The following is a 23,597-nucleotide window of genomic DNA, read 5'->3' as shown; positions in this document are numbered from 1 at the left end:
GGCGGACGCGGTCCGCTCCCGCTTCCATGGCGCGCAGCTCACGCCGGCGATGCGTATCAGCTCGACGTATGCGTCAATTGGAAGGTCATCGAGTAGCTGAAGCGGCTGGCCGGGTGAATGCCCGACGTCACCTCGATCATCGTGTCCCGAGCGTAGTAGCTCCGGACGATTCGCAGCCCCGCCGAGTGGTCAGGCACCCGTAACGCGACCGCCTGTTCGCCGGCGAGCAACAGTCCATGGATCTGCTGTTCGACGCGAGTTGCCTTGATGCCGAACTGTTGCTCGAGCATCGTATGGATCGGCGTGTCGAGCGTTTTCCCGACGCCTTTCAACCCGCTGTAGCGTTCCGCGACATAAACGTCGACGAGCGCGATGGGCGCGTCAGCACCGGATACCTCGTGGCGGATGCCCTCGATATGCAGCCACTTGTCGCCAGGCGCACAGTGAAGCAGGTGCGCTTCTTCGTCGCTTGCGGGCCGCACGCTGCGCGACAGGACATCGAGTCGCGTGCCCTGCGCGTAGCGGGCAAGATCGGACAACGAATCCATCGACTGCACGTAGCGCGTGTGCGGGCGAGTCGCGATCACGCGCGTGCCGATCCCTGCCTGACGGCTGATCAGACCGAGTTCGCAGAGCTTCAGGATGGCCTGGCGCACGGCATAGCGGCTGAGGTTCCACTGCGCGCATAGCTCGGCTTCCGTCGGCAGCATGTCGCCGATCCGGTAGCGGCCGCTGCCGATGTCCTGCATCAGCGTGCGTGCCAGATCGACGTGCCGAGGCTGGGGCGACTCGAGCGACACGGTGTCGGGCGCTTGGGGGGTGGCGTTCATTGAGGGCGACGCGTAATTGAGCGGCTTTCAGTATAGCGGGCGGTTGCGTCGCTTTGTTCGAATGTTCGTCGCAAGCAGCTTTTCCCGTCGTGCCGTCCTCGGGCGACAAGGCCGTATCGTCGGCTTCGGGTATATCCGAATGTTCGAACATTTGAACAATTCATAAAGTTCAGCCACGTACCGACGGCGCTCGAGTCGGGCAGCCTTTGAATCCGGAGTCCCTTTCATGTATCCAATCGACTATTTGTGGCGTGCCGTGCAGCGGCATCCCGACCGCCTCGCGGTGATCAGCCCGGAGCGCAACCTGACGTTTTCCGCGCTGGCGGAAATCGTGCTCGACCGTGCGGCTGCGCTCGATCGCATCGATCCGCTACCGCGAAGCCGTGTTTGTGTGGGGGCCGCGAACTCGGTCGACCATCTCGTGGCGATTCTCGCGATCCTCGCGGCCGGCAAGGTCTGGGTGCCGTTGAATCCGCGCAACGGCGATCCCGAACTGCGCCGCATCGTCGATTTCGTCAAGCCGTCGCTGGTGCTCGCCGATACGGCGATGCTCGAACGTCTCGCGCGGATCGATGCGCCGTTGCAGCCGCTCGAGGTGCTGGCAAGCCGGACCGGCAATCGCGATGCGCTGGCGATGGGGCCGCGGTCGCGCGCGGGGATTTCCGTCGACGACGCGCAGGCAATCAAGTTCACGGGCGGCACGACGGGATTCCCGAAAGGGGTCATCCAGCCGCTGCGGGCATGGACGACCAATATCGCGACCCAGATTCACGAACTCGCGTTGCAGCCGGGCGACCGCTATCTCGTCGCGGCGCCGATCACGCACGGCACGTCGACGTACATGCTGCCGGTCCTCGGCGCCGGCGGAGCACTGGTGTTTCCCGACGCCGCGAAGCCGGGCGCGTTGCTCGATACCGCGAGCGCACATGATGTGACGCTGTTCTTTGCCCCGCCGACGCTGATCCAGGCGCTGGCGGACGAGCAGCGCAGCGCGCCGCGGGCGCTGGGCGCGCTGCGCTATCTGGTGTATGGCGGCGCGCCGATGCGGCCCGAGCAGATTCGTGACGCGCAGGCCGTGTTCGGACCGGTCGTCTGTACGTCGTTCGGCCAGACCGAGGCACCGCAAATCATCACGTTCATGCCGCCGGCCGAGATGACCGGCGAGCACCTCGCGTCGGTCGGCCGGCCGACGCTGCTCACCCAGGTGGCGATCGTCGACGGGGACGGCATGCCGTTGCCGCCGGGCGAGGAGGGCGAGATCGCGGTGCGCGGCGGCCTCGTCATGAGCGGCTACCTGAATGCGGAAGAGGAAACGCGCAAGACGCTCGTCGACGGCTGGCTGCGTACGGGCGATGCGGGCGTGTTCGACGAGCGCGGCTTTCTGTTTTTGCGTGACCGCATTCGCGACGTGATCATCACCGGCGGCTTCAATGTCTATCCGGGCGACGTCGAGGTGGTCCTGTCGGGGCACCCGGCCGTCGCGGACTGTTCGGTCGTCGGTATTCCGGACGACAAGTGGGGCGAAGCGGTGCATGCCGCGGTGCAACTGCGCGTGGGCGCAAGCGTGCACACGGACGAACTGATCGCGTTCGTCAAACATGAGCTGGGTTCGGTCAAGACGCCGAAGGCCGTTCATTTTTTCGAAGAATTGCCGCGTAGCGCGGTTGGCAAGGTGCTCAAGCCGGCCGTGCGGGATGCAATCCTCGGAACGAGGGGACAGTGATGGCGAACCAGGCCGAGGCGCCGGCTAGCCGGCTCTGTCGTTACACCACGGACGCGGTGTACTACGGCGACAGCAACCTCGTCGATGACCTGATCGGCAACGCTGGTTTCATCGACGTATTCATGCAGCAGGCGTTCGGTATCGCGCTTGAACGAAATCAGCGACGCGTCGTCGATGCGATTCTCGTGACGCTGATGGAACACGGCATGACGCCCAGCGCGATTGCGACCCGGATGGTCTACTCGAGCTCGCCCGAGAATCTGCAGGCCGGGGTGGCCGCGGGCCTGCTGGCGGTGGCCAGCCGCTTCGTCGGCACGATGGAGCCGGCCGCCGAGTTGCTCGCGAGAATCATCGCAGCGCAGCCGGACGCGCAGCGTGAGGCTGCAGCGGTTGCACGCGAGTACCGGGCGCGGCACGAGCCGGTTCCGGGCTTTGGCCATCATCTGCACCGGCCGGACGATCCGCGTGCGATCGCATTGCTGGCGCTCGCGCGTGATGCGGGTACGCATGGCGCGCATTGCGACGCGCTCGGCTTGCTGGCTGCGGAAATCGATGCGGCCGCCGGCAAGCACATCACGATCAACGCAACCGGTGCGATCGCGGCACTGCTGGGCGATCTCGGTATTCCACCTTCGTTGATGCGCGGCTTCGCCGTGCTCAGCCGTGCGGCCGGGCTGATTGCACACATCGCAGAGGAGCAGGCGCGTCCGTCGGGGCGTTTCATCTGGCAACTCGTCGACGGCGCGATGACCGGTTAGCGCGTCGACAGGCGCCCGTGCACCGCGTATCCCTATCGCATTCGATTCCATGAAGGAGACAAACATGACCCAGATCAACCAGGCGATCATGCGCCACCATCACATCACGCTGTGCGTCGGCACCGCTCAGCAGGACTACGACTTCCATACGAAGGTGTTGTCGCTGAAAAGCGTGAAGAAGACGCTCATCTACGATGGCATGGCGCCGTTCTATCACCTGTACTACGGCAACGATCTCGGCGAGGAAAGCACGCTGATCACCTGTTTCCCCGTCGCGCATTTCGGGCGCAAGGGCCATCGCGGGTCTGGGCAGATCGGCGGGCTGGCGCTGTCGGTGCCCGAGTCGGCGATCCCGTTCTGGGAACGGCGGCTCGCCGCGCATGGATTCGACGTGCGCCGGTCGGAACGCTTCGGCGAGCAGGTCCTGTCGTTCGCGCATCCGTGCGGCATCCCGTACGAGCTGATCGGCATCGCCGACGACGAACGCAAGCCCTATTCGAACGGCGAAGTGCCGGCCGAACTCGCGATCCGCGGCCTGCATACGATCGGCGTGAACGTGCGGGACATGGAAGCGTCACAGGAATTCATGCAGCAGGGCTGGTCGGCGCACGAGGTCGACAAGGACGGCAAGTTCTCGCGCTACGCGTTTGGCGACGGCGGCTCCGGCAAGTTCGTCGACTACGCGCTGGAGCCGGACATGCCGCAGGCGAGCTGGACCTACGGCGAGGGCATCGTGCATCACTGCGCATTCCAGGTTGCCGACCGCTCGGTGCAGGATCGCGTCAAGGCCAATCTCGAAGGCCTTGGCTTTACCGACACGTCGGAACGCAAGGATCGCGGCTACTTCGAATCGATCTACGTGCGTACCCCGAGCGGCGCGATGTTCGAGGCGACCGTATCGAAGCCGGACGCGTTCCTGATCGACGAACCGTACGAGAAGATGGGGCAGACGGTGCAACTCGCGCCGCAGTTCGAAAGTCAGCGCGCGGTAATCCTCGAATCGCTCGAAGCGCTCAATTACTGAAAAGCAAGCAGGCCGGGTGGCGTGCGTGGCCCCCGCCGTGATGGTCTGGAGCGGTCGATCTCATGACGAATGCACATCTTGAACAGCCGGTGGCCGACTATGGCGCGCCGATCGATCACGCGGATACCGCGGTGATTCTCGTGCACGGCCGCGGCCAGTCGCCGGACTGGATGCACGACCACGTCGTGCACCGTTTCGGGCGTCCGGACCTCGCGTGGCTCGCGCCGTCGGCGGACGGTGCGTCCTGGTATCCGGAACGTTACCTGGTTCCCGTCGAGCTGAACGAACCGCGTCTTTCCGACGCGCTCGCGTGTCTGGAGGCGCTTTCGGAACGGCTGCGGCTGCAGGGCATCCGTTACGCATCGCAGGTGCTGATGGGCTTTTCGCAAGGTGCCTGCCTGTGCAGCGAGTTCGTGTGGCGCAGCGGCCGGCCGTACCGCGCGCTGGTGTCGTTCACCGGTGCGTTGATCGGACCGCCTGACCTGCAGCGTGCGCCGGACGCACGCGACTTTTCCGGCATGCCGGTGCTGTTTTCGACGTGGGAGCACGATCCGCATGTTCCCGTGGACGACGTTCGGCGGTCGGCGGCCCTGTTCGCAGCGGCCGGCGCGTCCGTCGCGCTGCACGTCGATCCCGCGACCGGGCATGGCATACGCGACGCTGAAATCGAGTATGCGAAACGCGTGCTCGGCGCCTGATCCGGCCGAGTACCGCACATCATCCTGAGCAGGAATCACATCATGCAATCGTTTAACCATGAAAGCCAGGCAGCGCGCGTCATATTCGGCCCGGGCAGCCTGGAGGGCCTTCCCGCGGTTCTCGATTCGCTGGGCGCCGCACGGGCACTGCTGATCACGACGCCGGAACAGGCGGAGCTCGGACATCGAATCGATCGTGTGCTCGGAACGCGCAGTGCGGGTGTGCTGGCCAAGGCGGTCATGCATGTCCCGGTGGAAGTGGCGCGCGATGCCGTGCGCGCGATGCGGGAGTCGGGCGCCGATGCGTGCATCGCGGCAGGCGGCGGATCGACGATCGGTCTTGCCAAGGCCATTGCGCTGGAAGCCGATCTGCCGATCGTCGCGTTGCCGACGACCTATGCCGGCTCCGAGATGACGCCGCTCTATGGCTTGACCGAAGCGGGTGTGAAGAAAACCGGCAAGGACTGGCGCGTGTTGCCGCGGTGCGTCGTCTATGACCCGCTGCTGACGCTCACGTTGCCGGTAAAGCTCAGCGTCGCGAGCGGCATGAACGCCATCGCGCACGCCGTCGAGGGGCTGTATGCCCACGATGGCAGCCCGGTCTACAGCCTGATGGCGGAAGAGGGCATACGCGCGCTCGCGAGTGCGCTGCCTCGCCTGTATGCGTCACCTGCCGACGTCGATGCGCGCAGCGACGCGCTCTACGGTGCATGGCTCTGCGGGACCGTGCTCGGGAATGTGCAGATGGGCGTTCATCACAAGATATGCCATACGCTCGGTGGGGCATTCAATCTTCCTCATGCCGACGTCCACACCGTCGTCCTCCCGTATGCGCTCGGCTACAACGCTGCCCATGCCCCGAATGCGCTCGCGCGTGTGGCGCGCGCGATCGGTGCCACGGACGCGATCGCCGGGCTGCGCGGCTTGATCGACTCGCTCGATGCGTGTCGCTCGTTGCGCGAGATCGGGATGCCGCGGGACGGCATCGACCGCGCGGCCGACCTGATCGTCGAAAAGACCTATCCGAATCCGCGCCCGATCGAGCGACAGGCGATCCGGGCGCTGCTGGAACGCGCTTATGACGGCGCCGATCCCCTGTAACGTGACGGCGACCGTCATTGCCGTGAAGTGGAGAGTCCGATGCTGATCGAGCGCCGTACCTATACGTTGCAGCCCGGCACGCTGAACGACTTCTGGGACGCGCAGCAGGTCCGTGCCGACGGACTCGACCCGATCCTGCAGCGTCTGATTGGCGCATTCGCACCCGTGTCGGGTGTGCCGGATTCGGTTGTCTGTCTGTATCGCTACGACGACTTCGCGGACTGGCAAACGCGACTGGGCGGCCTGGCCGACGAGTCGAGGCTTGCCGGCTACTTCGCACGCGTCCGCTCGATGATTCTGCGCCAGGAAAACGAATTCCTTCTGCCGGCCGGCCCGGATCGGGCGACGCCGATATGGGGCAACGGCAACGACTGGTTACCGAAGCACGGTGCATTGATATCGGTGCCCGCGCACCGCGTGGTCGTCGGCGAAACGACCTTGACCTTCCGCTCGGGTGGCGTGCCGCGATTCTGGCAAGCCTTCGCGGAATTTCGTCTGGCCGACGACGCATCGTTTGCCGACGGTTTGCTCGGCGCGTTCAATGTGATGGTGGGCCCGCTGAATCGCGTGCGGGTCTACACACATCCGGCAAGCATGGAGGGCTGGCTCGCCCGACAGGCGTCGCGATCGCTGCCGGGTGCATGGAATACGCTGTTGAATCAACTCGCGCCGGTGTTGCTGGACGTTACGGAAGTGCTGCTCGCTCCGTCGCCGGTGACCGACATGTCGCCGATGTTCATCCAACCATGAGCGTTGCAGGGTCCGGTGGCGGACGCGCATTCGCTGACACGGATCCGGTCTGTCGCGATGCACCATCGTCGGCACATGAAATGACGGAGATACTTTCCGGATGAGGAATCGTACCGACGAAACGGCTCGTTCCTGTAAATCAGGAATCCGTATTTATCTATGGGGCAACAAATTTTTCATGGAAAGGAGCAGAGGATGGAGATCAGGACCATGAGTGACGAGCAACGCAAGGCAATCGCGCTCGAGTATTTCAGGAGGCTGGACCATGGCGGAAACCTGTTGGAGCTGTTCGACGATCACGCGCAGATGTATTTCCCGAAATGGGGCGTCGCACGCGGCAAGGAGGAGATCGGTCAGCTGTTCAGCGACCTCATGATGATTCTGGCCGGTGTGTCGCATGAGACGTCCTGTCTGAACCTCATCCAGCACGGCGATCTCGTCTGCGTCGAGGGTCTGTCGAGCGGCAGATTGAAGAACGGGGCGGCCTGGCAGGCGGGGGCCACGCATGCCGGTCGCTGGTGCGATGTGTTCGAGATTCGCGACTTCAGGATCCAGCGGTGTCATGTCTATCTGGATCCCGATTATGCAGGCAGCGATACGGATCGCTACCCGTGGCTCGAGACGAATCCGATCCGCCGCTACTGACCCGACGCTCGCAGCGCTGGATGGTCGACTGAGCTTTCCGGATCGATCCGGACGATACGAACGAGTGCTTCGAGCGCGAAGTTGCACCGGGATCGAGACCGTTTCATAAATTAAGGATGACAAAATATTGCCGTGTGGTCTGCGGCCAGGCATGGAGATGCTGATGTCAGCGAGAAAGCAGGTTTCGCGGGGAGTGGCCGGCTGTCTGATGGCGGGTATCGCGTGCGCGACTGCGCACGCTCAGAGCAGTGTCACGCTATTCGGCGTGGTGGACGTGGCAATGCTGTATACGAACAAGACCCGCAATCCCGTCACGGGGCTCAACGATGGATGGCAAGTGTCGATGATCGATGGCGGCCGATACTATTCGCAGTTCGGTTTGCAGGGCGTCGAAGATCTCGGCGGCGGGTTGAAGGCCAAGTTCCGCCTCCAGAGCGGTATCAGCGCGACGAACGGCAGTCTGTTCCACTGCAACGGGAACCTTTTCGGCTGCGAATCGTGGATCGCGTTGTCGGGGCCGGCCGGCGAACTGAAGATGGGACTGCAGTTTTCCCCGTTCTTTCAGGCGGTCTACGACGCGGATCCGCGTGATCTTTCACTGTTCGGTAGCGAGGCCACCATTTACGTCGGTACCGTGCTGGGGACCAGCATTTTCAATCCCAATGCAGTGACGTATACGAGCCCGACCTTTGCCGGCTTGACCGTCAGCACCCTGTTCGCATTCGGTGGAAAGCCGGGCGATTTCCGTGCCGGCAGGCAATATGCTGCGCGCGTCCGTTACCAGCGTGGCGGATTGACGGTCAACGCCGCGCTCTACAGCGGCGATGCGGGCGGTGCGCAGAGCACACCCGTGCCGACCAATGTCGAGTTCGCTGGCCGGATGATCGGTGTCGGGTATCAATTCGGCTCGCTCACTGCAAAGGCATCGTTTGTCAACTTCAAGGTGGCCGGCTCTTTCGACAGCGACGTGTTCGGCGGCGGCATCAACTGGTTCGCATCGCCGGCGCTGGGTATCAATGGTGGCGTGTGGCTGACGAGCGATCGAAATCATACGACCAATCATTCCGTGATGACGGCCATCGGCGCCGATTATTTCCTGTCGAAGAGCACGACGCTCTACGCGCAATGCGGGGTGGTCAACAACCACGGGACCATGAATACCGGCCTGTCGATGATCGGGGCGTTATATGGCGCCGCGGGGACGACGTTCGGCGGTACGGTCGGTATCCGAAAGTTTTTCTAACCATTCGATCGTGGTCCGGCACCGGGCTCACCGGAACCGGACCGCGGAAACAGGAACGCCAGACATGAAAACCCATTACGTGTTGTCGTCGCTCTGCGCGGCCATCGCATTGTCCATTGCCGCGAATGCTTGCGCTCAGGCGGATCCGGCCGGGTCCGGCATCGCGGCGTCCGCGATCACGCCGGGCAAGAAGGAAATCAGGGCCGCGAATCGGCGGCTCCAGAAGGCCGTCATCCGCGCGCTCGGCAGCGCCAAGGGACTGAATGCGGCCAATATCGGCGTCGTCGCGCGCGACGGTGCCGTCGTGTTGCGCGGCTCGGTGACGGATAGCGCCCAGTCCCAAATCGCCGCCGCGGTTGCGAGCTCGGTGAGCGGTGTCACGGCAGTCAGGAACGACTTGCTGATTCGGCCGGAATGAATGCCGGGCGATGCCGTCGCATTCGGGACGGCCGATGCATCGGGAGATCGAACGGAGCCGGCGCGGGACTGCTGACCGGCCCCGTCGAACGGGTTACGGGCGTTCCGAGTCGAGCGGCTCGTTACTCGTCACGACCGCCTGGGCCTTCAGGTAGCTTTCGATGAGCAGCCGGTACGGCGGGAAAATCATCCCGTAGACCTCGGCCCATTGCTGTGCGTCGGGGCGATGCCACGTCTGCTGCAGTTCGGAGGCCACTGCGGCGGTGTCGATCGGCACCACACCGGCCTGAACCACGCGAGCGAGCGTGATTTCCTGCGCCATTTTCGAATAAGTGCCCGACGCGTCGACCACGGCGAAGACCTTGTAGCCGTCGTGAACAGCCGAGATGGCCGGAAATGCCATGCAGACGCTCGTGATGGTGCCCGCGATGATCAGCGTGCCGCGGCCGGTCGCCTTGACCGCCTCGACGAAGTCGGGATTGTCCCACGCGTTGATCTGGCCTTTGCGCGCGACGTAGGTGGCATGCGGTGCGCTTTCGTGAATCTCGGGGATCAACGGGCCGTTCGGTCCTTGCGGAACCGACGCCGTCGTGATGACCGGCATCTTGCAGAGCGTGGCGATCTTGGCCAGCGCAATCGCGTGATTGCGCAGGACCGTCATTTCCATGTCCTTCACGGTCTGGAACAGGCCGCTCTGATGGTCGATCAACAGCATCGCCGTATCGTTCGGGTCGATGACGGGGCGCTGACCGTTGAAGTTGGCAGGTGCGCTCATGGCAATACTCCTGGTAGGGCGGGCCCCGACGGGCGTCGGATAGACCCGGGGTTGGCGCGACGGCGCGGATGGCGCCGTTCGATCGCATGACGGAAGCGTAGAGGAACCGGTCTGGTGCGGGTAGACGGCGCGCGTTATCCTCAGCGTCTCATTTATGGAACGATCGAGCGCGCCTATGCAGGACCTCAACGATCTCTATTTTTTTGCTCAGGTGGTCGACCACAAGGGTTTCGCGCCGGCCAGCCGCGTGCTCGGCGTGCCGAAATCCACATTGAGCCGCCGGATCGCGACGCTCGAGGAGCATCTCGGCGTGCGGCTCGTGCAGCGTTCCTCTCGCCGGTTTTCGGTCACGGAGATCGGCCAGCATTACTACAACCACTGCAAGGCGATGCTGGTCGAGGCGGAGGCGGCACAGGACGCGATCGAGCAGATGCGCGCGGAACCGCAGGGCGTGGTTCGGCTGACCTGCCCGGTCGCGATGCTCCATGCCCGAATCGGTGCGATATTGGGGGAGTTCATGGCGCTCAACCCGCGCGTCATCGTCCATCTCGAGGCAACCAATCGGATCGTCGACGTGATCGGTGAAGGGATCGACGTCGCGATTCGCGTTCGCCCGCCCCCGCTGCAAGACAGCGATCTCGTGATGCGGGTGCTTGGCGAGCGAACCTGGGGTCTCGTTGCGAGCCCGGCCATCGCGCAGCAGCATGCCATTGCCGTACCCGCCGATCTGGCCGGGTGTCCCAGTCTCGATTTCGGGCCGCCGCAACCGCAGCATGTCTGGCACCTCGAACGCCCGGATGCCGAGCCGGTGACGGTCCGGCACACGCCTCGGTTCGTGACGGACGACATGATTTCGTTGCGACAGGCGGCGGTGGCGGGCGCGGGAGTGGTTCCGCTGCCGCTGATGATGGTGAGCGACGAACTGCGTCGCGGTGAACTGGTCCGGGTATTGCCCGGCTGGTTGCCGAAAGGCGGGATTGTCCATGCGGTATTTCCGTCCCGCCGAGGGCTGCTGCCTTCGGTGCGCGCGCTGCTGGACCATCTGGCGGACGCCTTCGCGCGCATCGACGAATCCTGAACCGGCTGCCGGCCGCTTGCGTGCCCCGGCGATCGCAAGCATCTCACCGGGACGCGCCGCAGCCCTGCATCAAACCTCCGCCGGCTCTCCCAACGGCCCGGCATCGCGATCGGCCACGCGCCGCGGCGAATCGGCGAGCCCTTTCGCCAGCTCCAGCGCCTGCCGCTCGAACAGCCGGCGGTAGATGCCGCCGTCGATGCGGATCAGCGCGTCGTGATTGCCTTCCTCGATCACCTTGCCGCGATCGAGCACCAGCAGCCGGTCGAGCGAGCGCACTGTCGACAGCCGGTGCGCGACGACGAGCGTCGTGCGGCCGACCATCAGCCGCTCCATCGCCTGCTGGATCAGCAGCTCGCTTTCGCTGTCGAGGCTCGATGTCGCTTCGTCGAGGATCAGGATCGGCGCATCGGCGAGGAATGCACGCGCGATCGCGACGCGCTGGCGTTCGCCGCCCGACAGCTTGATCCCGCGTTCGCCGACCAGCGTGTCATAGCCGTCCGGCAGCGCGACGATGAAGTCGTGCGCACTGGCCAGGCGCGCGGCGCGCTCGATGTCCGCGCGGCTCGCATCGGGGCGTGCATACGCGATGTTCTCCGCGAGCGTGCGGTGAAACAGCACGGGCTCCTGCTGGACGATCGCGATCTGGCTGCGCAGCGAATCCTGCCGCACCTGCGCGATGTCCTGGCCGTCGATCGTGATGCGGCCGCCCGACACGTCGTACAGGCGCTGGATCAGCTTGATGAACGTCGTCTTGCCCGACCCCGAATGGCCGACGAGGCCCACGCGTTCGCCGGGCGCGATCCGCATCGAGAAATCGTCGTACAGCGGCACCGGATGGTTGCCGTAGCGGAACGTCACGTGCTCGAAGCGGATCTCGCCTTGGCCGATCCGGATCGCCGGCGCGCCGGGGCGATCGTCGATGCCGAGCGGCTGGCGTTCGAGCGCGACGAGTTCTTCCATGTCGTTTACCGAGCGCTGCAGGTTGCGGATGTGCATGCCGACGTCGCGCAAATAGCCCTGCAGCATGAAGAACATCGTCAGCGCGAATGCAATGTCGCCGACGCTCGCTTCGTTGTTCACCCACAGCCGCAGCGCGACGCCGATCATCGCGGCCTGCATCGCGACGAGCATCGCACCCTGCAGCCCGCCGTTGAACGTGCCGCGCACCCACGTGCGGCGCGTGCGCTGCCGCCACTTGCCGATCACGCGCGCGAGCCGCGCTTCCTCGCGCGTTTCCGCGCCGAACGCCTTGACGACCGCGTTGCAGCTGACCGCGTCGGCGAGCGCGCCGCCCATCCGCGTATCCCACAGGTTGCCGAGCCGGGCGGCCGGCGCGACGATGCCGAGCGAGACCGCGACCGTCACCGCGATGTACAGCAGCGAACCGGCGCCGACGACGAGCCCCATCACGGGCCAGTGCGTGCCAAGCAGCACGGTCGCGCCGACCAGCATCGTGACCGACGGCAGCAGCGCGATCAGCACGGTGTCGTTGAGCAGGTCGAGCGCCCAGATCCCGCGGGTGATCTTGCGCACGGTCGAACCCGCGAAGCTGTTCGCGTGCCAGTCGGTCGAGAAGCGCTGCACACGGTGGAACGACGCGGCGGCGATCTCGCTCATCATCTTCAGCGTGAGCGTGATGATGTTCAGGTAGACGCCCTGGCGCAGCACGGTCGCGCCGATGCCGAGCGCGGCGAGCGTGCCGAACGCGGCCAGGGCCGAATGCCACGCGGCGGCGCGGTCGGTCAGGCCGGTCGACAGCGCGTCGACGAGGCGGCCGGCGAACAACGGCGTCAGGACGTCGGCGAGCGCGGCGAGCAGCGCGAGGCTCGCGACCGCGGCGATGCGCGCCGGCTGCTTGCGCCAGTAACGAATGGTGAAGCCGAAGACGGCCTGGAATGCATGGCCGCCCAGATGGGAGGTTTTTCTGGTCATGTATCGTTGCCCGGCGCATCGCGCGACGGGGCTTTCCGGTTCGGAGAACGTCGAAAACGCAACAGCCGGGCCGCGCGAAACACGCGGGCGGAACGAAACGGGCTGTCGGGAAAAGCGCGGCTGACGGGTCAGCGGAAAACTCGGGAGCCGGCGCGGACGGCGGGCTGGATCAGCTGCGCCGTGGGACCACGTTCGGGAAGGTGGCTGGCATTCGGAACATCTGCACCTCCCTGAAGTGAACGGTTGAAAGGACGCCGAAAAGACGTGCAAGGATTCTATCAGGACAGCCGCGCACGCTGCAACGTCTGACGAATGCGGCGTTGCAGCGTCGATACGGTTAGTATTCGGGGTTTTGGCCCCTTTTCGCGGACGTTGTGCGCTGGCAGACCGGGGCCGGCGCGCGCATCGATTACACTTGCGCGTCCGCGGCGCGCGACGAGGCGGCCCGTACAGATTCACTTCGAACCATTCCCGAGGAAACGATGAGCGACGTTCAGCAAGGCATCCTGGCTCCGATCGATACGGCAGCGCGATACCTCACTTTCACGATGTCGAACGACGGCAATGTCGCGGCGGCGCTGGCCGCGCTGCGCGAGATCGTCGACGGACGCGACACGGTCGTCGGTCTCGGGCACGCGCTGGCTGCATACCTCGGCCATCCGGTGCCGGGCCTGACCGACTACCCGGCGTTCGCGGTGAACGACCGCACGCTGCCGATGACGCCGGCCGACGTTTGGGTCTGGCTGCGCTCGGACGATCGCGGCGAGATCGTGCTGCGCGCGCGGGCGATCGAGCGCGCATTGGCGCCGGCGTTCGTGCTGCAGGAGGCCGTCGACGGCTTCCGCTATTCGAACGATCGCGACCTGTCCGGCTACGAGGACGGTACCGAGAACCCGGAAGGCGACGACGCGGTGGCCGCGGCGATCGTGACGGGGCAGGGCGCGGGGCTCGACGGCGCGAGCTTCGTCGCGGTGCAGCAGTGGCTGCACGACTTCGACCAGATGGAGCGCATTGCGTCGGGCGACATGGACCACATCATCGGGCGCCGCCGGTCGGACAACGAGGAACTCGACGACGCACCCGAATTCGCGCACGTGAAGCGCACCGCGCAGGAAAGCTTCGAGCCCGAGGCGTTCATGCTGCGCCGTTCGTCGCCGTGGTCGGACGCGCGTCGCGCGGGCCTCTACTTCGTCGCGTTCGGCTGCTCGTTCCGCGCGTTCGACGTGCAGATGCGCCGGATGAGCGGCGCGGAAGACGGGATCGTCGACGGCCTGTTCCGCTTCACGCGGCCGCTGACGGGCGCGTATTTCTGGTGCCCGCCGATGAAGGACGGCAAGCTGGACCTGTCCGCGCTCGGACTGTAAGCGCCGGGCGGGATCGATGAACGGGCGGGGCGCGCACGGATGCGCGCCCCGCCCGTTTCGTTTGTCAGGCGGCAGACCGGACGGCCCGCCGCGTGCGTCAGTTCAGCGTCGTTTCGATCCGCGTGCCGCGCTTGATGAACTGCGTCACCGGGGTTTTCTCGCAGATTTCCGCGAGACGCTGGCGTTGCGCATCGTCGAGCGGGCCGTCGAGCGTGACGACGCGGCGCACGTATTGCACACCTTCGCGATCGGCATGCAGCTCGGTGCGCACGGCGATGCGCGCGGCCGGCCACGTCTTGCGCTGCATGTACATGCGCAGCGTCGCGGCCGTGCATTGCGCGAGCCCGGCCAGCACGAATTCGTACGGCGCCGGCCCGCGATCCTGGCCGCCTTCGCGCGGCGCTTCGTCACCGGTCAGCGCATGCGTGCCGGCCTGCAACTGGACGACGTAGTCGGGCGCGTCGGCATCGAGGACGGCGGCGGCGTGGATGAGCGACATGGCAAGTCTCCGGTAAGCGGATCAAGGAAAGCGGGCGCCGCATGGCGGCGTGCAGCCGTCAGCATACCGTCCCGTTCGCGCGGGCGCCTGCTGCGCTGCTACGCGTCGGCGATGCCGGCGCTGCTGCGCACGAGCGCGGCGATGCGTTCGCGCACCCACTGATGCGCGCGATCGGTGTCGCGCGATTCGTGCCAGTACGCGAGCAGCGGAAACGGCTTGAGCCGCAGCGGCAGCGGTCGCACGACGATCGGCAGCAGCGCGGCCATGCGCAGCGCATAGGTGTGCGGCAGCGTGACGAGCAGGTCGCCGGCCGCGGCGATCTGGCAGGCGGCGAAATAGTGCTGGCACGTGAGCCGGATGTCGCGGAAGCGTCCGTCGTTGCCGAGCAGGACGTCGAGCGATTGCGGCTCGCCGAGCGACGACACGGCGATATGCTGCGCCGCGAAATAGTCGCTGCGTCGCAGCGCGTCGCGCGCGAGCGGATGATCGCGGCGCAGCGCGACGACGAGCGAATCGTCGAGCAGGTGTTCGGTGGCGATGCGCGGGCCGGTCTGTACGCGCCGGTCGACGACGAGGTCGAGATTGCCCGAAGCGAGCTCGCGCTCGATGTCGGATACCGCGATGCGCCGGCTGACGAGCCGCAGGCCCGGCGCTTCGTCGGCGAACGCGGCGACGATGCGCGGCAATGCGATGGATTCGAGCACGTCGCGAATGCCGACCGCGATGCTCAGGTCGAGCGTCGCGGGATCGAAGGCGGCCGGATCGCGCGCGGTGCCTTGCAAGCCTTTCAAATGCAGCTGCACGTCCGCGATGATCGACCGCGTGCGTTCGGTCGGCACCACACGGTTGCCCTGGCGCACGAACAGCGGATCGTCGAAATGCGCGCGCAGCCGGTTGAGCGCATGCGTGACGGCCGGCTGCGTGAGATGCAGCGCGCGGGCGGCCGCGCCGATGCCGCCGTGCACGTAGACGGCGTCGAGCACGCGAAACAGGTTCAGGTCGAGACGGTGAGCGGCGGGCACGGAGCGCGGGCGGCGTGGTGAAGGACGATCGATTCTAAAGGATGTGCAGGCAACGGATGCGCCGGTTGACATGCGCGGCGATCGCGCGCGTTCGATGCGTGTCGATGCCGTTCGGGCCGATACGCGAACGTCTGTTTTGCCGATGGACATCGCTCTCGAATACGCCTGTCATTACACCCGTCATTGCGCATGACGGCCGCAATAATCGACCGCATCGCATACGCGATTCTGTGCCGGCATACCAGCGGCGGGCAGCAGCCTGTAGTAATCCGCCATCATGCTGTCCCCGTCGGCCATTTCGCGCCAAAGGCGCTACCCGTTCGGCTAAGATGCCGTCGCTTCATATTTCGGGATAGCCGTCCTGTCGCACGCATTCAAACCAAATATAAGCCTGACAGTTCGACGGTATTAGAAGAAGTCGAACAAGTCGGGGGCTTGGCCAGTGAATGCAGCAGATCAGCGGTGGGTCGTTATCTATTTGAGTACGGGGTTTTCGTTGGCCCAGGCCGCGCGCCTCGGCGAAGCTTTCAATCTGGCGAATCGCCTGCATGCGTACAGCGCGGATTACCAGCTGAAGTACGTCTCCGAAAGCGGGGGACTGTTGCAGTCGTCGTCCGGCGTGCGCATCGCGGCCGATCCGCTCGGCGACGAACACAGCCGCCGGGCGCTCGCGTTCTTTCATCTTCATGGCGAGCGCGCGGCCGTCAACTGGGACGACGCCTTGCAGCGGCGCCTGACCGACATTCGCCGGCATGCGCGCTGGATCGTCGACGCGATGGATCTGCCCGCGCTCGCCGCCACGCGACGGCCGTCGTCGGCGATCGACGTGCGGCCGGGCAGGGCCGCGCGCCGCGCCACCACGACGATCGAATTGCAGGCCGGCGAGACCGACGTGTTCGCCGCCGCGCTCGACATGTTCCGCGTCGACCTCGGCGACAGTGCCGCGCAGGAGATCGCCAGCAACATGATGCGGCCGGTCGAGCAGCGCTATGCGCAGTCGATGTGGGCGTTCCGCGAACTGAGTGCGAGCCCGTCGATCCGGATGTCCGCGCAACGGCTGCGCGCGCAGAGCGTGAACCGCATCTCGATTGCGAGCGCCGCGCAGGCGGCCGCGATGAGCGAGCGCAATTTCCTGCGGCGCTTCAAGAAGGAAATCGGCGTGACGCCGACCGAGTTCGTCCAGCACGTGCGGCTCGAACGGGCGTGCCACATGCTGATCCATACGACGCTGCCGGCCGACAAGGTCGCGCGGCGCACCGGCTTCGGCAGCGGCGAGCGGCTCGCGAAGCTGTTTCGGCAGCGGCTGCTGATGTCGCCGACCGAGTTTCGCGTCGCCGAGCGGGAAAAGATCCTCGCGCAGGGCGCGGCGTCGCCCGTTCCGGACGAAGGGCGAGCCGCCGCATGTTGCGACGGCGACGGCGACGGCGACGTTGACGGAGCGGGGTGCGACGCGTGCGTGGTCGCGCACGATAAAACGGGACGGATACCCGTAAAATCGACGGATCGCGATCTCGATTCCCGGTTTCCATGCCCTTCCTCCCCACTACCGCCACCGCCCCTTTCTGCCCGTCGGAAGTAAAGGGCAGCATCACGATCGACGCCGCCGCGCCGCGCTGGCAGAAGCTCAGGCGTTTCTTCGGCCCCGGCCTGCTGGTCGCGATCGGCTACATGGACCCCGGCAACTGGGCGACCGATATCCAGGCCGGCTCGCAGTTCGGCTATTCGCTGCTGTGGGTCGTCGCGTTCTCGAGCCTCGCGGCGATCTTCCTGCAGATGCTCGCGGCGCGGCTCGGTCTCGTCGCGGGCAAGGATCTCGCGCAGGCCAGCTACGACCGCTACGGCCGGTTCGGCCGCGTCGTGCAGTGGATCACCGCCGAAGTGTCGATCATCGCGTGCGACATCGCGGAAGTGCTCGGCTGCGCGCTCGCGTTCAAGCTGCTGCTCGGCGTGCCGCTCGCGTGGGGCGTCGTGCTCACCGCGCTCGACACGGTGATCGTGCTCGGCCTGCAGGGCAAGGGTTTCCGGCAGATCGAGGCGATCGTGCTCGGGCTGATCGCGACGATGGCGTTCTGCTTCGTCGCGCAGGTGGCGATCACGCCGCCCGACTGGCATGCGGTGGTGAGCGGCCTCGTGCCGGGCGACCCGGGCCACGACCGCAAGGATGCGATCGTGCTCGCGCTCGGCATCGTCGGCGCGACGATCATGCCGCATAACCTGTATCTGCATTCGTCGGTCGTGCAGACGCGGCACGTCGTCGGCGGTGCGCGCGGCGTGATCCGCGACACGCTGGCGCTGGTGCGCATCGATACCTGCGTGTCGCTGTTCGTCGCGATGCTCGTCAACGCGGCGATCCTCGTCGTCGCGGGCGCGGCATTCCATGCGACGGGCCAGCACAACGTGACCGACATCGAGCAGGCGTACCGGCTGATCACGCCGATCGCGGGCGGTGCGGCCGCACTGTTGTTCGGCATCGCGCTGCTCGCGTCGGGTCAAAGCTCGACGCTGACCGGCACGATCGCCGGCCAGGTCATCATGGACGGTTTCCTGCATACGAAGATCCCGTGTTACCAGCGCCGGCTGATCACGCGCGGGCTCGCGCTCGTGCCGGCGCTGATCGGCGTGCTGTGGCTCGGCGACGGCTCGGTCGGGCAACTGCTCGTGTGGAGCCAGGTGCTGCTGAGCCTGCAATTGCCGTTCGCGATGTGGCCGCTGATCCGCTCGGTCAGCGATCGCCGCACGATGGGCGAGCACGCGATCGGGCGCGGGATGCAGGTGGCCGCGTGGACGCTGTTCGCCGTGATCACCGGCACGAACCTGCTGTTGATTACCGGTGTCGCCGGTTGATACAGCCTGTCACAGGCTGACACAGGCACGCTGCGTGCCTGCGGTAAACTGCGGTCTTTCGATCGTCTCCGAAGTCCATCATGTGGAGTGAAATCAGCAACATCGGCGATGCCGCGCTGACCCTGCCGATCGCGTTGACCTGCGCGGCATGGCTCGCGCTGACCGACTGGCGCCTCGCCGCCCGCTGGGGCGTGCTGCTGGCCGCCGGGATGGGCGTCGTCGGCGCCACGAAGATCCTGTATGCCGGCTGCGGCATCGAGCTTGCGCAGTTCGATTTCCGCGTGATCAGCGGCCATACGATGCTGTCGACGTCCGTATGGACGGTCGCGCTGTCGATGCTGTGGCAGGCGTTCCGGCACGGCAAGGCGCCTGGCATCGCGGCCGGGCTGGCCATCGGCGCGATCACGGCCGTTGCCCGCGTATTCGATCACTCGCACAGCGTGCCGGAAGTCGTCGTCGGCTGGGTGCTCGGCGCGCTGGTCGCGCTGGTGTTTCTGCGCGGCTACGACGGCGTGCGGCAGCGCGCGTTCTCGCCGCGCGTCGCGGCGGTCTGCCTGTTGCTCGTGTCGGGTATCGCGTACGGGCACCGTGCGCCGTTCCAGCAGATGATCGACACGCATTCGCCGCAACTCTGCGCGTTCGTGCGCGCGCCGTCGGGCGACGGCTTCTGACGGTTGCCGATGGCGGGCGCTGCGGCCCGCTTTCCTGCCGCCGGCGTTCGTCCGGCGCTTTCCGGCGAGGTGCAGGATTCGACGCCGGATCATCTTCTCGATGGCTTCCTCGCCCACGCGGAACGCAACGCCCGTTATCCCGATAGTCGACGAGCCGACGCAGCCCATCCGACCGGTCGCGCCGTGCTGTTCGCGGATGGGCGCCGGTACGTTCGGCTCATGAACGGTACCTATGACCGGGCATAACGAATATTCATTTCATCGATCGGCGGCATTCGCGTACGCTGGCTGTCGTTCGAGCGCGGGCACGCCGCCCGGCCGGTCCGGCGCGCGCCGCGTTCATCTCGATATACTCCCGGAATCCGTGCGGCGCGCCGTCATGTCGGCGCAGCGGCGACCGGCGCACGTCGGTTGGAAGCGACACGGAAACCCCGTCGCGGCAGCGTTCCGCGACGACGATTCACGACAGGAGCAGGTCACATGACAATCGTTTCTCCGCGCCTCGCTGGCAAGTGCGCATACATCACGGGCGCCGCCGGCGGCCTCGGCCGTGCGATCGCGCGCCGGATGGTCGAGCAGGGCGCGCGCGTGTTCCTGACCGACATCGCGGAAGCGGCGGTGCTCGACGCGTTCGCGCAGGAACTCAACGCGGGCCACGCGACGCCGGTCGCGTTCGCCGCGACCCAGGACGTGCGCGACGAAGCGCGCTGGCAGGCGCTGCTCGCGCAGGCGACCGATGCGATGGGCGCTCTGTCGGTGCTCGTCAACAATGCGGGCGTCGGCTCGATCGGCTCGCCCGCGCAAATCGAGCTGGACGAATGGCGGCGCGTGATGGCGATCAACGTCGAGAGCATCGTGCTCGGCTGCAAGCACGCGCTGTCGTATCTGGCCGAGAGCCATCCCGCGTCGATCATCAACATCTCGTCGGTCGCCGCGTTCAAGGTCGAGCCGGATTTCACCGCGTACAACGCATCGAAGGCGGCGGTCGCGTCGCTGACGAAGTCGATCGCGATCGACTGCGCGCGGCGCGAGATCGACGTGCGCTGCAATTCGATTCACCCGGCGTTCATTCGCACGGGAATCGTCGAGCCGCTGTTCCAGTCGCTCGGCGAACGCGACGCGACGCGCAAGCTCGCGCGCGGCATTCCGCTGCGCCGGCTCGGCGAGCCGGACGACGTCGCGCATGCGGCCGTGTATCTCGCGTCCGACGAGAGCCGTTTCGTGACGGCCGCCGAACTCGTGATCGACGGCGGCATGTGCGCGGTCTGACGCGCATCCCGAACTACAACGATTGGAGGAGAACATCATGTCGACACCCGTGAACCGCCAGCTGCTGCTGAAGACGCGCCCGGAAGGGCGGGTCGGCCGCGACCATTTTTCGCTCGTCGAGACGCCGGTGCCGGCGCTCGCCGACGGCGAGGTGCTCGTGCGCGTGCTGTACCTGTCGATGGACCCGACCAACCGCGTGTGGATGAGCGACGTGCCGCAGTACCTGCCGCCCGTCGCGATCGGCGAGGTGATGCGCGCGCTCGGGATCGGCCGCGTGGTCGCGTCGCGCCATGCGGGTTTCGCGGAAGGCGATCTCGTGCAGGGGCTGGTCGGCTGGCAGGACTACGCGGTCGTGCCGGCCGAGCAGGCCGCGCAACTCGTGAAGCTGCCCGCGCAGTCGGGGCTGCCGCTGCCGACCCTGCTCGGCGCGTGCGGGATGAGCGGGCTGACCGCGTACTACGGGCTGACCGATATCGCGCCGGTGCAACCGGGCGAAACGCTCGTCGTGTCGGCGGCGGCCGGCTCGGTCGGCTCGATCGCCGGGCAGATCGGCAAGATCCACGGCGCGCGGGTGGTCGGCATCGCGGGCGGCGCGGACAAGTGCCGTTACCTGACCGACACGCTCGGCTTCGATGCGGCCGTCGACTACAAGGCCGACGATTTCCGCCAGCAACTGAAGGCGGCGACGCCGGACGGCGTGCACGTGAACTTCGAGAACGTCGGCGGCGAGGTGATGCGGGCGGTGCTGTCGCGGATGGTGATCGGCGGGCGCGTCGCGCTGTGCGGCGTGATCTCGAACTACAACAGCGGCCGCGCGGCGGACGACGTCGGCGTGCTGATCTCGAAGCGATTGACGATGCGCGGCTTTCTGATCCTCGACTACCGCAAGAGCCGCGAAGCCGTGCAGACGCTCGCGGGCTGGCTGCGCGACGGCCGGCTCAAGGCCGAGGAAACCGTGGCCGACGGTCTCGAAAACGCCCCTGACGTGCTGAACCGCCTGTTCGACGGCGACCATCGCGGCAAGCTCGTGCTGCGCGTCGATCCGCACGCGTGACGGGCGTGCGACCTTGGTCGCATCGGGCAGCGGGACGGTGTCGGTCGCGTTGAGTTCGATCAATTCGGCTGCAGTTTAGGACTTGTCCCATATATTGTCCGGGCCGCTCTCCCTACAGTGATTGCCAGCACACAGGCGGCGTGACCGACGCGTCACGCCGCCTGTTTTTCTGGTGACGCGGTAGAGGGGAGGAACCATGCGGAACAACGCGAAGCGGTTGGCAACGGCAACGGCAGGAGGCGCCGGCGTCGTGCGGAAGATGCTGTTCGGGCTCGGTGTCGTACTCGCGATGTCGGCTGCCGCGTCGAACGCGATGGCGGCTGGGCAGCCCGCGTCGGATGGCGTCGTCCGGTTCACCGGCTCGCTCGTCGATCTCTACGACGTGACGCTCGATGCCCCGGCGGGTGTGCCCGTCGACGCGGAGCAGGCGGTCGACGGCAGAGCAACGGCCACGGTCCGGTTCGATGCGCATGGCCGGCGTTTGGCCGGTGCGCAGGTGGCGCTGGTCGGGCCCGACGGCGCGCCGTTCGCGCCCGAGAGCGGCACGGCGGTACGTGCCACGTGGCGCGATGCGCATACCGGGCAAAGCGTGCTGCTGGCGCCGGGCCGGGTGCAGCGCGTCGGCCCGTATGGCGGCGTGATGACGGTCGCGGCGGATGAAGCAACGGGCGCCGTGGCGCCCGTCCTGATCCATATCCGTCATCCTTGACCGGCGCTTTCCGCAGGCGTGCGAAGCGCCGGCGGCCGGACGTGCGTCATTCGCCCTGTTCGGAGCGTGCGTAGATGTCCCAACTGGCCATGAACAGCGCGGCGACGAGCGGCCCGATCACGAAGCCGTTGATGCCGAACAGCGCCATTCCGCCGAGGGTCGAGATCAGCACGACCCAGTCGGGCATCTTCGTGTCCTTGCCGACGAGGATCGGGCGCAGCAGGTTGTCGACGAGGCCGATCACGCCGACGCAGAACGCGACGAGGATCACGCATTTCCAGACCGCGCCGATCATCAGGAAGTAGAGCGCGGCCGGCACCCACACGAGGCTCGCGCCGATCGCGGGCAGCAGCGACAGGAACGCCATCAGCGCGCCCCACAGCACGACGCCCTCGATCCCGAGGATCCAGAAGATCAGGCCGCCCAGCGCGCCCTGGACGAGCGCGACCGCGATGTTGCCCTTCACGGTGGCGCGCACGACGGTCGTGAATTTCGCGAGCAGCAGGTTCTTGTGTTCTTCGTCGAGCGGCAGCGCGCGGCGCACGCGACGGCCGATCTCGCCGCCGTCGCGCAGCAGGAAGAACACCATGTACAGCATCACGCCGAAGCTCACGACGAACTGGAACGTGTTCTGGCCGATGCTGAGCGCCTGGGCGGCTGCGAACTGGCTGATCTGCGCGGCGCCGTCGGTCAGCTTCTTCTGGATGCCCGGGATGTTGGTCAGCCCGTACTTCTGCAGCAGGTTCTGGATCGACGTCGGCAGCGCGTGAATGATGTCATGGAAGTACTGCGAATAATTCGGCTGCGCGTCCTTGAGCTCCTGATACACGTACGCGATTTCCTGCACGAGCGTCGCCGTGACGAACACGAGCGGCAGGATCACGATCAGGATGATCAGCGACATCGTGACGAGCGCGGCCAGGTTGCGCCGCTTGCCGAAGCGCGCGGCGAGCCAGCGTTGCACGGGCTGGAACAGGATCGCGAGTATGGTGCCCCAGAACACGGCGCCGGAGAACGGCGCGAGGATCCAGCACAGTCCGACGGTGACCGCGAACAGCAGGAAGTAGAAGAATTTTTGGTGGTCGTGTCCGCTATCCATGGGTGACATTCGCGCAGATTGATGCGTGGTTTGATTGAATCTCGTTGTCCCGTGCGCGATCGGTTCGCGAACGTCACGGGTTCGCGGCGCAA

At 66.2% G+C, this 23,597-nt stretch carries 23 protein-coding genes; 17 read left to right on the top strand and 6 right to left on the bottom strand.

The features are described from left to right. Nucleotides 1–56 precede the first annotated feature (56 nt). Nucleotides 57–830, bottom strand: a complete 774-nt coding sequence (locus H0X90_RS04315; RefSeq protein WP_077190805.1) for a GntR family transcriptional regulator — start codon at nucleotides 828–830, stop codon at nucleotides 57–59. Nucleotides 831–1,056: 226 nt separating this feature from the next. Here H0X90_RS04315 and H0X90_RS04310 point away from each other — a divergent pair, with 226 nt between their 5' ends. The 9 genes from H0X90_RS04310 (at nucleotide 1,057) to H0X90_RS04270 (ending at nucleotide 9,190) form a co-directional block, all read left to right on the top strand. Continuing rightward, nucleotides 1,057–2,553, top strand: coding sequence for a class I adenylate-forming enzyme family protein (locus tag H0X90_RS04310; protein ID WP_006497320.1), 1,497 nt, complete (start codon nucleotides 1,057–1,059; stop codon nucleotides 2,551–2,553). Continuing rightward, nucleotides 2,553–3,311: a citryl-CoA lyase gene (locus tag H0X90_RS04305; RefSeq protein ID WP_077190804.1), complete on the top strand. Its 759-nt coding sequence runs from the start codon at nucleotides 2,553–2,555 to the stop codon at nucleotides 3,309–3,311. Before H0X90_RS04310 ends, H0X90_RS04305 begins: the two co-directional genes overlap by 1 nt. A gap of 64 nt (nucleotides 3,312–3,375) precedes the next feature. Further along, nucleotides 3,376–4,335, top strand: a complete 960-nt coding sequence (locus H0X90_RS04300; RefSeq protein WP_006497318.1) for a VOC family protein — start codon at nucleotides 3,376–3,378, stop codon at nucleotides 4,333–4,335. A 62-nt stretch (nucleotides 4,336–4,397) separates the two neighbouring features. After that, nucleotides 4,398–5,033 (top strand): alpha/beta hydrolase, encoded by a 636-nt coding sequence (locus H0X90_RS04295; RefSeq protein WP_006497317.1) that lies wholly within the window; start codon nucleotides 4,398–4,400, stop codon nucleotides 5,031–5,033. Between the two features lie 42 nt (nucleotides 5,034–5,075). After that, nucleotides 5,076–6,134: a maleylacetate reductase gene (locus H0X90_RS04290; RefSeq protein ID WP_006497316.1), complete on the top strand. Its 1,059-nt coding sequence runs from the start codon at nucleotides 5,076–5,078 to the stop codon at nucleotides 6,132–6,134. A gap of 39 nt (nucleotides 6,135–6,173) precedes the next feature. Then, entirely contained in the window at nucleotides 6,174–6,884 is a 711-nt protein-coding gene (locus H0X90_RS04285) for an NIPSNAP family protein (RefSeq protein ID WP_077190803.1), read from the top strand. A gap of 195 nt (nucleotides 6,885–7,079) precedes the next feature. Continuing rightward, nucleotides 7,080–7,529, top strand: a complete 450-nt coding sequence (locus tag H0X90_RS04280) for a nuclear transport factor 2 family protein (RefSeq protein ID WP_077190845.1) — start codon at nucleotides 7,080–7,082, stop codon at nucleotides 7,527–7,529. Nucleotides 7,530–7,692: 163 nt separating this feature from the next. Further along, the gene (locus H0X90_RS04275; RefSeq protein WP_077190844.1) at nucleotides 7,693–8,772 is read left to right on the top strand and encodes a porin; all 1,080 of its coding nucleotides are present in this window, start codon (nucleotides 7,693–7,695) and stop codon (nucleotides 8,770–8,772) included. 64 nt (nucleotides 8,773–8,836) lie between these two features. Next, nucleotides 8,837–9,190 (top strand): BON domain-containing protein, encoded by a 354-nt coding sequence (locus H0X90_RS04270; RefSeq protein WP_077190802.1) that lies wholly within the window; start codon nucleotides 8,837–8,839, stop codon nucleotides 9,188–9,190. Nucleotides 9,191–9,283: 93 nt separating this feature from the next. Here the strand turns inward: H0X90_RS04270 and H0X90_RS04265 are convergent, their stop codons facing one another. After that, nucleotides 9,284–9,964, bottom strand: a complete 681-nt coding sequence (locus H0X90_RS04265; RefSeq protein WP_006497310.1) for an isochorismatase family protein — start codon at nucleotides 9,962–9,964, stop codon at nucleotides 9,284–9,286. Between the two features lie 175 nt (nucleotides 9,965–10,139). On the opposite strand from H0X90_RS04265, the gene H0X90_RS04260 reads away from it, so the two are divergent. Beyond that, nucleotides 10,140–11,042, top strand: a complete 903-nt coding sequence (locus H0X90_RS04260; protein ID WP_077190801.1) for a LysR family transcriptional regulator — start codon at nucleotides 10,140–10,142, stop codon at nucleotides 11,040–11,042. Nucleotides 11,043–11,111: 69 nt separating this feature from the next. Here H0X90_RS04260 and H0X90_RS04255 read toward each other — a convergent pair whose 3' ends face one another. Next, on the bottom strand, nucleotides 11,112–12,974 hold the full coding sequence (locus H0X90_RS04255; RefSeq protein ID WP_006487793.1) for an ABC transporter ATP-binding protein: 1,863 nt from the start codon (nucleotides 12,972–12,974) through the stop codon (nucleotides 11,112–11,114). A 482-nt stretch (nucleotides 12,975–13,456) separates the two neighbouring features. Here H0X90_RS04255 and H0X90_RS04250 point away from each other — a divergent pair, with 482 nt between their 5' ends. Then, on the top strand, nucleotides 13,457–14,338 hold the full coding sequence (locus H0X90_RS04250) for a Dyp-type peroxidase (RefSeq protein ID WP_077190800.1): 882 nt from the start codon (nucleotides 13,457–13,459) through the stop codon (nucleotides 14,336–14,338). A 97-nt stretch (nucleotides 14,339–14,435) separates the two neighbouring features. Here H0X90_RS04250 and H0X90_RS04245 read toward each other — a convergent pair whose 3' ends face one another. Both H0X90_RS04245 and H0X90_RS04240 read right to left on the bottom strand, forming a co-directional pair. Further along, on the bottom strand, nucleotides 14,436–14,837 hold the full coding sequence (locus H0X90_RS04245; protein ID WP_006487795.1) for an OsmC family protein: 402 nt from the start codon (nucleotides 14,835–14,837) through the stop codon (nucleotides 14,436–14,438). Nucleotides 14,838–14,935: 98 nt separating this feature from the next. Continuing rightward, a complete protein-coding gene (locus H0X90_RS04240) occupies nucleotides 14,936–15,859 on the bottom strand; it encodes a LysR family transcriptional regulator (RefSeq protein WP_006487817.1) in 924 nt (307 codons plus the stop codon). A 496-nt stretch (nucleotides 15,860–16,355) separates the two neighbouring features. Between H0X90_RS04240 and H0X90_RS04235 the strand changes: the two genes are divergently transcribed. From H0X90_RS04235 to H0X90_RS04210, 6 genes are all read left to right on the top strand, one after another. Beyond that, nucleotides 16,356–17,438: a helix-turn-helix domain-containing protein gene (locus H0X90_RS04235; RefSeq protein WP_077190799.1), complete on the top strand. Its 1,083-nt coding sequence runs from the start codon at nucleotides 16,356–16,358 to the stop codon at nucleotides 17,436–17,438. Continuing rightward, nucleotides 17,387–18,703 (top strand): Nramp family divalent metal transporter, encoded by a 1,317-nt coding sequence (locus H0X90_RS04230; RefSeq protein WP_012493178.1) that lies wholly within the window; start codon nucleotides 17,387–17,389, stop codon nucleotides 18,701–18,703. The genes H0X90_RS04235 and H0X90_RS04230 overlap by 52 nt, the downstream gene beginning before the upstream one ends. 80 nt (nucleotides 18,704–18,783) lie before the next feature. Then, a complete protein-coding gene (locus tag H0X90_RS04225; RefSeq protein ID WP_077190798.1) occupies nucleotides 18,784–19,374 on the top strand; it encodes a phosphatase PAP2 family protein in 591 nt (196 codons plus the stop codon). Nucleotides 19,375–19,854: 480 nt separating this feature from the next. Then, a complete protein-coding gene (locus H0X90_RS04220) occupies nucleotides 19,855–20,643 on the top strand; it encodes an SDR family oxidoreductase (protein ID WP_006487835.1) in 789 nt (262 codons plus the stop codon). Between the two features lie 37 nt (nucleotides 20,644–20,680). Continuing rightward, nucleotides 20,681–21,697 (top strand): NADP-dependent oxidoreductase, encoded by a 1,017-nt coding sequence (locus tag H0X90_RS04215; RefSeq protein ID WP_006487809.1) that lies wholly within the window; start codon nucleotides 20,681–20,683, stop codon nucleotides 21,695–21,697. 196 nt (nucleotides 21,698–21,893) lie between these two features. Then, on the top strand, nucleotides 21,894–22,406 hold the full coding sequence (locus tag H0X90_RS04210; protein WP_077190795.1) for a thioesterase: 513 nt from the start codon (nucleotides 21,894–21,896) through the stop codon (nucleotides 22,404–22,406). Nucleotides 22,407–22,452: 46 nt separating this feature from the next. On the opposite strand, the gene H0X90_RS04205 is transcribed toward H0X90_RS04210, so the two are convergent. Next, nucleotides 22,453–23,505, bottom strand: a complete 1,053-nt coding sequence (locus tag H0X90_RS04205; protein WP_006487821.1) for an AI-2E family transporter — start codon at nucleotides 23,503–23,505, stop codon at nucleotides 22,453–22,455. Nucleotides 23,506–23,597 lie beyond the last annotated feature (92 nt).

The organism is Burkholderia sp. 9775_39 (assembly GCF_015712225.1).
Lineage (GTDB): Bacteria > Pseudomonadota > Gammaproteobacteria > Burkholderiales > Burkholderiaceae > Burkholderia > Burkholderia cenocepacia.
The sequence above is the reverse complement of the archived record's forward strand: the minus strand, read 5'-3'. Positions and strand labels throughout refer to the sequence as shown.